Genomic DNA, 12577 nt, shown 5'->3' with positions numbered 1-12577 from the left:
ATGCCCCGGTAATTAGTGCACCAGATTCGATTACGACATCCGAAGACGTAGCTTTAGTTTTGAGTCAAGAAACCGGCAATGGGATTAGCATCGTCGATGTCGATATCGGTGATGAAGTCGTGCAAGTTGTGCTGACATCGCAAAATGGTTTCTTGACTTTGTCTCAGATCGACGGAATTGTTTTCACACAAGGCACGGGCTCTTCAGATTCGGTGATGGTTTTTACCGGTAAACTGTCGGATGTCAATGCAGCTCTCGAGGGACTTACCTTTATGCCGAAAGAAAATTACAATGGTGAAGCCTCCATTTCGCTTTTTGTGAGCGATAAAACGACAGGTGAAGAAGAAATGTCTCACGCTAAGACAATAGCCCTTAATATCGAGGCAGTTAATGACGAAACGACAATTACCGCACCGGTTGATCAATCGTTGAAGGCAGGACAGAATTTAACATTGAGTTCTCAGGATGGAAACGCCATCCATATCGGCGACAATGATCAAAATTCAACCTATACTGTCACCTTAAGCGTAAAGCATGGCCAAATGACGCTTTCTAAACTGAGCGGACTCACATTTGTTGAGGGCAATGGCGCAAACAATACTCAAATGGTGTTCAAAGGATCTTTGAAAGACATCAACGATGCATTGGATGGGCTTGTCTACACTCCATTCAGCGGCTTTAGTGGATCGGATCTAATTGCGATCAGCGTTGCCGAAAACACAATGGAAAGCGCTAATGAAGCACCTGTCGTCTATGGTAGTGTGGCGGTAGAAATTGCAGCTTCACCTCTTGCGGCGAACGAATCTTCGATAGCATTGAAAAGTGCCGATATTATGCAGGAATCTTCTGATCAACCTCGATTTATCACTGCCTCTAACAGTTTGTTGTCCGACAAAATAGAAGGTCCCTACAGTCAAAAAGATCCTCTGGAAAACTACGGAGGATACCAAGAGCACAACCCTGGGCAATCTGTTGGTTATGATCCAATCGAATTAGCAAAGATGCAAAATACCCAGTTCTCCTCGATTCTCTATCCCGAAGGTTCTGCTTTCACTACTCTTAACCTGAGCGAAGACGCAGAGAAAAAGAGTGAAATTCTGATCGATCCCTCGAAGCCATCCACAAAAATGGGCTCCGATGCGACACTCTTGACAACGGCAGTCGCCATGGAGGTCGGCGAAAATCTGACAGATTTGGTTCAGGGAAATGTCATCAGGGAGGCAAGGGGGCCCTTGCAGCAGGCAAGAGTAGATACTCAATTGCCAACGGCTGAAGGTAGCAATCTGGAAAAATACATCAAAGCACAAGGTCTTCAGGACTCTTCAGCTGCCTATACCGTAAGCGCTTTTGCTATGGACTCAGATATGGCAGACTTAACACAAGATCATCTAAAGATGGATAGCAACGATAAATCCAGCTTCACGGATGTGGTGAAGAAGGCTCTGGAAGACATGGAGAAACCACTCTAAACAGGATGAAGTGCACTTATTTAGAGATTGCTTTCGCGCCAAAGAGTCTTGTAAACATTTTCAAGAAGTAGGTAGAGGTAGGAGCGATAGCCGAGGCTCATCTCTACTCTTCCCAGCTTGCCAAGCCAGGGTAAGTCGGCAGAATTGGCAGGCGCTACATAAACGATGTAATAGCTGCCAATCAGGTTATACTCTCCCGTTTTGGGATCCTTTACCACCGGCAGATCACCGTGGGCAAGGGATGAGAGCTGCAAAAAGGAAAGTTTTGCTTCTCGCATGGGCAGTATTTTGATGATATTTCCCTGTATTTTGGAAAAATCATGGGTGGTAAATGAAACCTCTTTTCCTATGGAAACAAACGAGATGTCTGTCTCTGGAATGAATACGGCAATCGTCACATTTTTAAAATCGGCAATTTTTCCCAGAATGGCGTCTTTTGAAACGGATTGCCCTAGTCTTAGGCTGTTATCCCAGTCATAAAGATATCCCGACACATCAGCTTTCATCACAAGATGTCCCTGTATTTCCCGAAGTTTTGCAAGGCGTTGCATCGCTGTGTCATACTGCTGCTGCTTCTCCTTAATCAAGAGATGCTTATTCTCTCCAAGATAGGCTGAGTTGAGTTCTTGGCGTAAGGCAGAGGTTTCTTCTTCAAGCGACTTCAGTTCGGTCGACATCTCTCTTGATTTTAGAGAGACGATAGTCTCTCCCTGGTTTAGCCATTCCCCTTTTTTGACATAAATGTGATCTATCGTGCCACTGGTGGGAACAAAGAGAGTCTGCTCGGTTTCAGGGAAGGAGATTGCCGCGAAATCAGCTGTGTGAGGCAGGGGAATCACGAAAAAGAGGACGGCAAAGGAGGCGGCAAAAAGAGTCGAGAGCGATCTGAAATTGATTTTCATCTGAGCTTTAAGCTTCCAAAGGGCGACGATCTCTTCATAGACAGGTTTGGCGATGAAGAGATAGATCTCTGCACAGAATAGAAGGATGCCGAGTACCTTCGTAAACTTGTAATAGACGAAAACAGCTACTGTCGTGTAGACGACAAGTCGGTAGACAATCGTGTAGAAGGCAAAGAGAATAAGAGAGCTTTTTTGTGTTGCGTCGGAAGTTTCAGGGCAGGGCATGCCGAATCCAAAAAGCCACTCTCGAACTTGCCATCGGGTTATAGAGAAGGCTTTTTGCTGCAGATGGTCAATCCCCCAAAAATCGATCAATATGTAGTACCCGTCATAGCGCATGGCCGGGTTGGCATTAACGAATATTGTATTGATCAAGCTCGAAGAGGCAACCAAAAAGCATGCGCTGTTCAGAATGCCGGGAGCCGTTAAACTCCAAAGACACATCGCAAAACCGGCAAGAGCCATTTCTGCAATGATTCCGGCTGATGAAATCCAGATCCGCTTCGTGCGGTCCGTGAGCCTCCAGCTGTCTGTCACATCGGTGTACAAAACGGGCCAAAGCACTAAGAACGCGACACCCATCGTCGGCACCCGAACACCTAAAGCAGCTGCAGTATATGCATGAGACATCTCATGGATGATCTTAACTGCAAATAAAGTGAGGGCATAGGCAAAAAAGCCTTTCGCGTTGAAAAAAAAGGTCAGTGTGTGGACGAACTGATCAAAGCGGGTTAAAAGGAAAAAAAGGCCGATAATGCCGACCACTCCATAGCATCCGAACGCCCCCCGGGAGGCAAGGAATGAGACGTAGGGAAGCGTCCTTTGTAAAAAGGAATCAGGATTGAAAAGCGGAAGTTTAAAGAAGAGGTACTGAGTGAAGACTTGGGTGATGCTAAAAGTGTTTTTGGACTCATACTCTTTTAAAACTGCCTGGGCTGATTGCTTCTCTTCTAAAAGCTTAAGGGCAGACGCCTGAACGAAGAAACTTTTCAACCCCTCTTCGTTGATATTCAAAGTGGTGTTGTTGTGTATGGCTTGGACCAATTCTTCATATGTCATGCCCGGGCGAATCTGGTTAAGGATCTGCTTCTCTTCCCAGCCGATCAGAAAATATTTCCTTCTGATCGGATCATACAGTTGAAACATGGGCTGGCCCTTCTCGTCCTTGGGACCGGGGATCAGCTGAATATCTGTTCTAAGATTGGGGATGACCGCCTTCTTAATTGCATCCTTTTTATCTTCAGTGGCAACAGGCATCGGTGACGAATCCTCCTCTCTTATCTTGTTGCATCTTATGCGCTGCGGCAGATTTTAAAAAGGGGAAGTAAATTAAAAATTTGTATATGGTTTAGGCTGTGTTTTTGACGCATCGATTTGCCTGGCTGATTCAATTGTAAACAATTAGGTATAAATGATTTGTCGTTTTCTGTTACTGATTTGTGCTGCAACTGTATTGCTGCTGAACTTGACCGGTTGCACTTCGTCTGGTTGTGGAGTCACCGAGCGGGAGCGGTTTTGCCATGCCGCTTATGATGTAGCCTATCTGGAAGCAAATGAACTTCCGCCGGGAAGCGTGCTTGATTTAGATGAGATCATAGCGATTGCCTTGCAAAATGATTTGGATCTTGAGGTGCTGCGCCAAAGAATCCGAATCCAAAGGGAAGTTGCCACGGCGGATACATTAAGCATGCTACCCGAGTTGAACCTCGAGGCGGACATCTCACAAAGAAGCAATAGTGCAGCATCCACCTCAAGGACAGTACGTACTAACGGTGGACTTTCACCCGCCAGCGTTTCATCGGATAAAACCAACTTTCAAGCCAGTGTCGGAGTTTTGTGGAATTTACTCGATTTTGGCCTCTCCTACTATCAAGCAAGGCAGTCGGCCAATCGAATAAATCTTGATTATCTTGAGTATCAAAGAGCCAAGCAAAATATCATCCTTAGGGTGGTGAGAAGCTACTGGAAAGCCGCTTCGGCAAAATTCGCGATTGACACGGCGATACCTTTGATCGGAGAGTTGAGGGAGCAAAGAGAAAAGCTGAGAAAGCAAATCGACGAAGGGATTTATCTCTCCGACGTGGATGCCTACGGCAAGCTGGCACGCTACTATCAACGAGAGATACAGCTGAAGGGCTTTAACGACCGGACTGACTCTTCTGACCCAACGCAGGGATACGAAAAAGAGTATGAGAATGCTCTTGTTGATTTAGCTTCCGCCATGGGAATGAGGCCTGGAACGACTTTTGAGATTGTTTTTGACAATGATTTTGCCTATGAAGTGGATATTCCGAGCGAAACTGATCTGGAAAACATCGCTTTGATGAAACGGACTGAGCTTTATCAGAACGACACGCAGTTGAAAATCTCAAAAGATGAAGTGAAAAAAGCGATATTGCGTCAGTTTCCCACCGCTCGGCTCTTCGATACGGAGTTTTACAATCAAAACAGATTCTTAGTCCACAGGGATTGGCTAACAGCCGGTGCAGGCATTGCATGGGACCTTCTCAGCATCCCCTATTATCACTCTCTTCAGCAGGTGGCGGAAGATGAAGTGGGCCTCGTCAGAAGGGATCGGCTTGTTCTTTCCATGGGAATTTTAGTTCAAGTTAATTTGGGGAGAATCCTCTATGAGCAAAATAAGGAACAGTACCTTTTGTCGTTGCATAATAGCTTAGCGCAAGAGAAGTTGATGCAGAGCATCCATTTGCAGGCTAAGCTTGGCAAGCGCAGTGAATCGGACGACATCAACGCAAGAATTGATGCGGCGCTCGCGAAAGTCAACACGATGAAGGTGTATGCCGAGCTCCAGAATTCCGTAGAGTTTTTAAATAATGCGATTGGACTTCCCAGGTATTTCAAAGTTGAAAGCAACTCCAGGCAGGAATGAAATGGTTTTTTTTCAAAGATGGGCACTGAATATATTTGCACTTTTATGTCTCTCGTCGCTAACGGCTGCAGCTGAAGAGCAGATAAATGAGAGTGCTGACGAGGCTGGGAAAAGGGGCAGTCGGTATCTTGTTGTCTTAGAGCCGAAGATGAAAACGCTGATTTCGGCGGAAGTGATGTCTCCGGTCACTGCCGTGAATAAAAAAATGGGCGACAGGGTACAGAAAGGTGAGCTGATATTAAAGCTGGACGATACAATCTATTATGCGAACTTCCTAAAAACCGAGGCCAATTTAAGCAAGGCCACAGTTGAGATGGATATCACAAGAAGGCTTTTCGAAGACAAGTCCGCCTCCCTCTTTGATCTGAAAAGCGCTGAAGCACAGCTGGCACAGGCTAATTCGGAATACTGGCAGGCAAAAAAACTCTATGAGTCGACTTTTGTTCGCGCGCCATACAATGGAAAGGTTGTCAAAGTCTATCTGGATGAGTACGAGCTAAGCCAGCCGGGAAAAGAGTTGGTGGAAATTGTCGATGACAGCAAGCTTTATGCGAGGTTTTTAGTCCCCTCAGCAGCGCTATCGACCTTGAAAAATGGTAGTGCGCTCGTGATGAAAATCGATGGACTTCCAAAGGATATCGAGGCGAATATCACTAGGATATCGCCCATTATTGAAGCAGTTTCCGGAACGGTCAAAATAGAGGCGGAGATCGACAATGCGCATGATCTGCTGATTGCCGGTATGGTGGGCCAGGCAGGTATTAGCGGTTTATCCCGATTGCAAGAGGATGAGCACTCCGAGACAACTTCTACCCCGGAGCACCCTGCTGCTCTGATTGAAAGCTCTCAAAACGGCTTATCGGAAAAGAGAATGGCCCTCTGATTCAATACGGTTTATCTCGCGAATAATCCCCGGCCATCTCTCATCGGGGATTTCTGCACCGATGACCTGGACGACGCTTCCTCCTAAGAAATTTCCGATGCGGGCAGAAAGAGTTCCTTCATACCCTTTCAGATAGCCATATAAAAAGCCGCTGGCAAACAGATCGCCGGCGCCCGTGGAATCGAGCATTGATACGGCATTAGTCGGGCAATGCTTGACGATCCCTTTTTCACCGACATAACAGCCATCTTTTCCCACTAAGACCACCGCCGTAGGGCAGATAGCGAGAAGATCTTCACAGGCAGCTTTGGGAAATTTGCCCGTCAGATGAAAGGATTCATCCTTATTGGCAAACACGATATCAACAAGAGGAAGCACTCTTTCGAGAATCCTCTCTTTAAATTCCTCGGCCAGTTCATAGCACCCAAGGTCAAAGGAAGTGGTGCATCCACACTCTTTGGCCATCTTCAGTGACTCTTCAACAAGCTTCCCGTTACGTAGTGCGTATCCTTCAATGTGGACATGGTTGAAGCCAAGAAAGAAGCCCTTGTTGAGGTCCGCCTCCTTAAATTGTCCTCCGGCTCCTAGATAGCAGCGCATCGTTCTTTGCTTGTCGGGGGTGATCAGGCAGATGACCTGCTGAGTTTGGAGATTGCATGGGATGAGCATAGGGATTACTCCCATCTGAACGACACGATTCAGAAAGAACATCCCCTCTTCATCATGGCCGATTTTTCCTAAGAGGGCGCTTTGAATATTCAGCCTGGCAAGTCCTTTGACTGTGTTGGCACCACTGCCTCCTGTGGCTGTTCTGATCGGCCGGTCCTGATTGTCATGCAGAATCTTTTTAAAATTTTTGTAATCGATAAGCTCACAGCCACCCTTGGAGCCTGAGATCGTGAAAAGGTAGTCATCTTCCACTTCGATAAGATAGTCGACAATAGCAGCTCCGACACCGAGCACGTTTGTACTCTCTTTTCCATAAGCGGTAGTGATGAGGAGAAGGCAGGAGAGAACGAATTTTGTAAGTAGTGAATGTTTACTCATGAGCCATCCTGAGGGTGAAATAGTAAAATATTGGGGCGATTATGCTCAGTAAAACAATTAATGTAAACGCTGTTCAAAACAAAGTTTTAAAATAGACTCAAAGCCCTCTTTGCTAGTGTTTTCTAAGAATAGAGAAAGAGCTGTAATAGCTTCACAATGAAGAGGATCGGAGGTCTTACTTCCAATGATCCATTTGAGGTAACGGTTGGAAGCAGAGGAAAGATAGGCCGTTTGTTCCATAAGAAAAAAGAGGGCGCACTCCTCCGGATGCGGCTTTCGCTCAAGGTAACTTTCAAGGATGTTTTCTTTGCTCTCCTTTGAGCCATACAAGGTCAATTTAGCAAGATCATAGAATGGGTGACCAGGGCCTGCATCATCAAAATCAATCAGGAATACTCCCGCATGGCCCTGTATCATATTATTCCGGTGAAAATCGAAATGACAGAAGGCGTTTGGGGGGCCGACCGCTTTTTCTATCTGAATCATTCGTTTATAGGCTTCATGAAACAGCGTGTGAGAATCAGGATCTCTGAGGAGTATCTCCTCAATTCTTTGGTTAATTGTTAAAAAGGGTTCGTTTCTAAGCGGGCGATGAAAAATTTTTAGGGCAGCTAAGGCCTCTTTGATATTAGCAGGGGTGTACCTCGGCTCAATATAATCCATGATAAGAGCTTTTTGTCTGACATCAAGCCACCGGATTGAAGGGCCGATCTCCATCTCCGCCGCTTTCTGGTATGAGTGGAAGATGAGGAGAATATCGGAGAGAGGGGCTGAATCATCGAAAAGTTTGATTACGAAGGAGTGTTGTCCGGATTTAAGCAGGTAGGTGCTTTGGCTCGCTCCCCCGCCAAGGGGCATCAAAGAGACGCTATCGAGACCTTGATCGGTTTTAAAGGCTTTTGCGACAAATTGCGCTCTTATCTCCATCGAATGGTATTTTTTTTCGATTTGAATCTCATAGTGGGAAGGGGGGCAATCAGCAAGCATGAGAGTACCGAATTTTTAGCCGCCTGTATACCATCGGGAGGATTTATACCGAAATGAACTCAAAATTCGGCAAACAAATCATACGATTTCAGTTTCATAACAGGCTCTTAGATTAGCGCCTGATATTCCTTCTTCTTCAAAATGACGTGGTTGATAAGAAAATGCTTAGCATTTCCTCCTTTCCAATGCTGAATGGTAGCTGCCCTATTGGTTCCCCAGTCAGGTATTTGCCAGTTGTAGATCCTTGGCAGAAGAGCGACCTGATGCTTCCTTTCTAAGATTGTGTGAGCGAGGATCTCTTGATCCCCGGGGAAATAGCGATCGCAATCCAGAGTGTCCTCTGCCCAAGAGGGGATCAGGGGAGACCCGTGGAGAAAAGGGATGACACCGGCATTGTAGTCGACTCCTTCATGAGCGATAAGACCATATGCTTTTTTAGATGTGCTGATGTGCTCGGCAGCAGGTGTCAGGGCCGCCATGGCGGTGGATTTTTCCGCAAAAGCAAACAGCGGATTGATGTCATTTTGCACTTCGCAATCAATATCCAGCCAAAGTGAGCGCTTAAAAGGGGTCTGAAGAAGGATGAACGGCTTTTTAAACCAGGCTATCCGCATTTTCTCCCTGTATAGACGCGCATTTTCATCCAGGTTCTCAAAGGAGGGTTCCTTTTCTTGGAACCGTTTTTTGAAAAGATCCTGGGAGATATCCAGTGGAAGCAGTTCAAAGAATTGGGAAACCCACTCTCTTGCTTTCGGGGACAGTCCTAGATCGCAAAAGAGAACAGGCAGACGGGAGTGTTTTTTAAAGCAATCTAACCACCAGGGAATTAAATATTCAATTTGCCTGTCTCCACCGGTGATGACGCCTGTATCACGAAATGGTTTTTGATGCTTCCATGATGTCGGACGGGGTGAGATATCTTGCTTGACCATGTGCGCTGTACTGTCTTCTTGTATACTGGCATTAGCGCATGAAGCGCTACTTTCCGACAAGAGTCTAATGCGGTGGAATGAACCGGACTAGAGAGCGCTTTGGCTACCTGCCGCTCTTCTCGCCTTTTTTTCGGAGCCACTGAACTAAGAGCAAAGGGATAAAGAGCATCAGGGCTAAGATCCACTTGCCCACAAGAACCATATGGATAAAAACAGCTGCTTCGGCCCAATAAACCTTGCGGTGCAATCTTTTCCATCTAGGGTATGAGAGTATTTGAACGCTTTTTTGATTGCTGGTGAGTGCTAAAGCAAACAAGAGGGGAAAGGCAATCCAGATTGCTGGAATGATCGCGGGGTGGGCCAGATAAGGGAGCGCGTTCGATAGCCCTCCTCTTTTCACGAGAAATGAAGTCAGGTGGACGGCCGCGTGGGAAAAGCACGCCACTCCCAGCTCTTTCCTGTAGCGATTGATGTTTTTTATCCACTGAAATCTGGGGAATAGGAAGCGGAGGGGATTCAATGAAAGAGTCAGAACTAAGTAACCGACAGCAAAATATCCGGAATAGGTGATAATTTCAGGCCATGAGCCTGGATGAATCAAGAGGATTGTCAACATCAATAGCGCGGTGGATTGAGTGACGATCCAGGCTAATTTATTGGTGGGGAATGACATGAAATAGAGCGCTTTTTTGTCTAAGCAACTACCCTAACGGGGGGGAAGACGTTGAACCAAGCTTTAATTTGGTTCGTTAAGCATTTCGGAGGAGGTGGGATTCGAACCCACGATACGTGTTTAGCGTATACACACTTTCCAGGCGTGCTCCTTCGGCCACTCGGACACTCCTCCAAAGGAAATGAGGCTTGATCATATAGCTTCTTCAATAAAAAGGCAAGGATCTGTTGAGGGTTATTTCGACGAATTTTTGCTTTTCTCGAATTTAACGATCTTTTGTGGGTGACGCTCTTCCTTGCGTATATTCCTTTTTTAATGGAAAATATAGAGGAATAATTTATCATTTCAAGCCTTTATGGGCTTTTTAAGTGTCTCGACCTCTTCTATATCGAAGACGCCTCAGAATTTGTGATTGTGGCCTTCCTAATGCCAAAAACTAAATTTTGAATCGCCTTCGGTATATACACTATAGGTTTTTCATGCTGATCAGATTACTTTCCCTGGGACTGCTCTTTATTTTTTCTCTCGCGGCTGAAGAGAGAAGTGTCAAAGAGAAGGTGTTAGTGACCATAACTCCCTACAGCTATTTTGTTCATGCCATCGGGGGAGATCTTTTTGATGTTGAGGTGATGGTGCCTCAGGGCGCTTCGGCGCACTCTTTTGAGCCGAATCCGCGGCAGATGGTGGAGGCAGCTCAAGCCAAATTATGGTTTGTCATGGGAGAGAGTTTTGAACCAAGAGTCGTCAAAACAATCAGAGGTATGAACCCATCGATTAAAATCGTTGATCTGAGGAAGGGTGTCGATCTTATCCGCGGAGATGAAAGCCACCTTCATGAGGGGCACTGTCATGATGGCCACTGCCATAAAGGCGGACTGTGCCTTTCTCAGGGATTTGATCCTCACGTATGGCTAAGCCCGAGAGAAATGAAAGTTCAGGTCAACACCATCAGGGATTCGCTTATTGAAATGCATCCGGAAAAAAGAGAAGAGTTTGAGAGAAACACTCAGGAGTTGCAACATAAACTTGATGCTGTTGAACAGCAGTTAAATCTCATCTTGCCCAAAAGCGATCCGCTCACGATCTTAGTCTCTCACCCCTCTTTCGGCTACCTCGCGCGCGACTTTGGGCTAAGCCAGGTTACCATCGAATTTGAAGGAAGGGAGCCGACGCAGAAGCAGATTTTGGCGGTTGTTCAAACAGCAAAGAGCGCTCATATCAACACGATCTTCACCCAGCCTCAGCATCCTTCTAAAGGTGCCAAAGTAATTGCCGAGTATCTGGGAGCGTCTCTTGTTGAAGTCAATCCTTACAGCGACAACTACTTCGAAAACCTCAAGAAGATGGCTGAGCTGTTTGCTAAGTCAAGGCCGGAGAGCAAGTAAATGAAACCGGCCATCAAGGTAGAAAATCTCACTTTCGGCTACTCCGACAGCATTGTTTTAAAAGATGTGAATTTCCAAATTGAAGAAGGGGAATTCATCGGAATTATCGGGCCGAATGGCGGAGGCAAGTCGACGCTGCTTAAAATCGTGATGGGGCTTTTGGATATCCGATGCGGCAAGGTGGAGATTTTTGGACACGCGCCTAAGGAAGCTCTCAACTTTTTTGGATATGTCCCTCAGCATCCCGGTTTTGACAAATCATTCCCTATCAGCGTTCTTGAACTGGTTTTGGAGGGTAGGCTGAAGTGGCTCCCCTGGTGGGGTGTTTTTTCTAAGAAAGATATTCAGGCTGCTGAAGAGTCCCTTGAGCAGGTGGGCTTGCTTGATCTGGCAGGACGGTCATTGGGTACATTGTCGGGAGGCCAGATGCAAAGAGCTTTAATTGCAAGAGCCCTCGCCTCAAATCCTCAGCTGCTCCTACTCGACGAGCCCACGGCGAGTGTGGACAAAGAAGCAGAAGCGCAAATTTTTTCCCTTTTAAAGAGTTTAAGCCGCCGCATCACCGTGGTGCTTGTAACGCACGATTTGAAGACAGCAGTTGAGATGGTGGACAGGGTAGTGTGCGTTGAAAGAGAGGTCTCTTGCTTCAAGGCGAGCGAAGTGTGCGAACACTTTGCCCTGGGGCTCTATCACGCTCCTCTGCTCACCAAAGAGATGAAAAAAGACAACTGCCGCCTGCAGATTATAAAACCGGACGCTTGATATGGCCTTTTTGGAGCTACTTTTTACAAATCCCTTGTTCATCTCCGCTCTTTTTGCGGGAGTCTTGGCATCCCTTGCTGGGGGAATTGTTGGATCTTACGTTGTTGTCAAAAGAATATCCTTTATCAGCGGCGGCATATCCCATTCCGTCCTGTCGGGAATTGGGTTTTGCCTTTGGCTGGAAAGGGTGCACGGCCTTATGTGGGCAAGCCCCCTTCTTGGAGCTCTTTCATCGGCGGTTTTATCCAGTCTTCTCATCGGTTGGATCCACCTTTATCGCAGGGAGAGGGAAGACTCCGTGATCGCTGCCCTTTGGGCGGTCGGCATGGCGATTGGAGTCGTATTTATTTCGATCACTCCAGGGTTTAACGTTGAGCTGGCGAACTTTTTGGTGGGCAATATTTTGTGGGTCACTCAGGAAGACCTGGTAGTGCTGACTGTTTTGGATGGCGTTGTCATTGGCACGGTGCTGCTTTTGCATAAGCGCTTTCTGGCTATATGCTTCGATGAGGATCAGGCCTTTCTACAAGGACAAAACGTTAAACTGCTCTACATGATTCTTCTCATTCTGACAGGGATCTGCGTGGTCCTTCTGATTCAGGTCGTAGGGATTATTCTCGTGATGATGATGCTGGCGGTGCCGCCTG

11 protein-coding genes and 1 tRNA gene (1 of these 12 cut by a window edge) are annotated in these 12577 nt (G+C 46.5%); 6 read left to right on the top strand and 6 right to left on the bottom strand.

The window, feature by feature from the left end:
* The coding region (locus ELAC_RS07025; RefSeq protein WP_204250544.1) for a hypothetical protein at nucleotides 1-1469 on the top strand (1469 nt) is incomplete at its 5' end.
* A gap of 20 nt (nucleotides 1470-1489) precedes the next feature.
* Here the strand turns inward: ELAC_RS07025 and ELAC_RS07020 are convergent.
* The gene (locus ELAC_RS07020) at nucleotides 1490-3628 is read right to left on the bottom strand and encodes a site-2 protease family protein (protein WP_098038578.1); all 2139 of its coding nucleotides are present in this window, start codon (nucleotides 3626-3628) and stop codon (nucleotides 1490-1492) included.
* Between the two features lie 154 nt (nucleotides 3629-3782).
* On the opposite strand from ELAC_RS07020, the gene ELAC_RS07015 reads away from it, so the two are divergent.
* Nucleotides 3783-5261 (top strand): TolC family protein, encoded by a 1479-nt coding sequence (locus ELAC_RS07015; protein ID WP_098038577.1) that lies wholly within the window; start codon nucleotides 3783-3785, stop codon nucleotides 5259-5261.
* 1 nt (nucleotide 5262) lies between these two features.
* Nucleotides 5263-6144: an efflux RND transporter periplasmic adaptor subunit gene (locus tag ELAC_RS07010; protein WP_158227831.1), complete on the top strand. Its 882-nt coding sequence runs from the start codon at nucleotides 5263-5265 to the stop codon at nucleotides 6142-6144.
* On the opposite strand, the gene ELAC_RS07005 is transcribed toward ELAC_RS07010, so the two are convergent.
* From ELAC_RS07005 to ELAC_RS06985, 5 genes are all read right to left on the bottom strand, one after another.
* Complete coding sequence (locus ELAC_RS07005; protein ID WP_098038575.1) at nucleotides 6118-7191, bottom strand: adenosine kinase; 1074 nt, start codon at nucleotides 7189-7191, stop codon at nucleotides 6118-6120. The two genes, ELAC_RS07010 and ELAC_RS07005, sit on opposite strands and share 27 nt — an antisense overlap.
* 57 nt (nucleotides 7192-7248) lie before the next feature.
* The gene (locus ELAC_RS07000; RefSeq protein ID WP_098038574.1) at nucleotides 7249-8178 is read right to left on the bottom strand and encodes an aminoglycoside phosphotransferase family protein; all 930 of its coding nucleotides are present in this window, start codon (nucleotides 8176-8178) and stop codon (nucleotides 7249-7251) included.
* Nucleotides 8179-8285: 107 nt separating this feature from the next.
* Entirely contained in the window at nucleotides 8286-9110 is an 825-nt protein-coding gene (locus ELAC_RS06995) for a glycosyltransferase family protein (protein ID WP_098038573.1), read from the bottom strand.
* A gap of 103 nt (nucleotides 9111-9213) precedes the next feature.
* Entirely contained in the window at nucleotides 9214-9783 is a 570-nt protein-coding gene (locus tag ELAC_RS06990; protein ID WP_098038572.1) for a ferric reductase-like transmembrane domain-containing protein, read from the bottom strand.
* 86 nt (nucleotides 9784-9869) lie between these two features.
* Nucleotides 9870-9957, bottom strand: a tRNA-Ser gene (locus ELAC_RS06985).
* A gap of 305 nt (nucleotides 9958-10262) precedes the next feature.
* On the opposite strand from ELAC_RS06985, the gene ELAC_RS06980 reads away from it, so the two are divergent.
* The 3 genes in view from ELAC_RS06980 to ELAC_RS06970 are tightly spaced (at most 1 nt apart) and all read left to right on the top strand, a layout consistent with a single transcriptional unit that may run on beyond the window.
* Nucleotides 10263-11168 (top strand): metal ABC transporter solute-binding protein, Zn/Mn family, encoded by a 906-nt coding sequence (locus tag ELAC_RS06980; protein WP_098038571.1) that lies wholly within the window; start codon nucleotides 10263-10265, stop codon nucleotides 11166-11168.
* Nucleotides 11169-11930, top strand: a complete 762-nt coding sequence (locus ELAC_RS06975) for a metal ABC transporter ATP-binding protein (RefSeq protein ID WP_098038570.1) — start codon at nucleotides 11169-11171, stop codon at nucleotides 11928-11930.
* 1 nt (nucleotide 11931) lies between these two features.
* On the top strand, nucleotides 11932-12577 hold the 5' portion of the coding sequence (locus ELAC_RS06970) for a metal ABC transporter permease (protein WP_476702592.1). The gene runs 227 nt beyond the window's last position; 646 of the gene's 873 nt are visible here — the first part of the coding sequence; it begins with the start codon at nucleotides 11932-11934; the stop codon falls past the right edge of the window.

The sequence above is a fragment of the Estrella lausannensis genome, assembly GCF_900000175.1.
Taxonomy (GTDB): Bacteria; Chlamydiota; Chlamydiia; order Chlamydiales; family Criblamydiaceae; genus Estrella; species Estrella lausannensis.
This window is presented reverse-complemented; position numbering and strand designations above follow the sequence as displayed.

What these genes read in the sequence shown, in the direction of transcription:
- ELAC_RS07020 (WP_098038578.1), bottom strand. Translation starts at nt 3,628, where the DNA reads ATGCCTGTTGCCACTGAAGATAAAAAGGATGCAATTAAGAAGGCGGTC.
- ELAC_RS07015 (WP_098038577.1), top strand. Translation starts at nt 3,783, where the DNA reads ATGATTTGTCGTTTTCTGTTACTGATTTGTGCTGCAACTGTATTGCTG.
- ELAC_RS07010 (WP_158227831.1), top strand. Translation starts at nt 5,263, where the DNA reads ATGGTTTTTTTTCAAAGATGGGCACTGAATATATTTGCACTTTTATGT.
- ELAC_RS07005 (WP_098038575.1), bottom strand. Translation starts at nt 7,191, where the DNA reads ATGAGTAAACATTCACTACTTACAAAATTCGTTCTCTCCTGCCTTCTC.
- ELAC_RS07000 (WP_098038574.1), bottom strand. Translation starts at nt 8,178, where the DNA reads ATGCTTGCTGATTGCCCCCCTTCCCACTATGAGATTCAAATCGAAAAA.
- ELAC_RS06995 (WP_098038573.1), bottom strand. Translation starts at nt 9,110, where the DNA reads ATGGTCAAGCAAGATATCTCACCCCGTCCGACATCATGGAAGCATCAA.
- ELAC_RS06990 (WP_098038572.1), bottom strand. Translation starts at nt 9,783, where the DNA reads ATGTCATTCCCCACCAATAAATTAGCCTGGATCGTCACTCAATCCACC.
- ELAC_RS06980 (WP_098038571.1), top strand. Translation starts at nt 10,263, where the DNA reads ATGCTGATCAGATTACTTTCCCTGGGACTGCTCTTTATTTTTTCTCTC.
- ELAC_RS06975 (WP_098038570.1), top strand. Translation starts at nt 11,169, where the DNA reads ATGAAACCGGCCATCAAGGTAGAAAATCTCACTTTCGGCTACTCCGAC.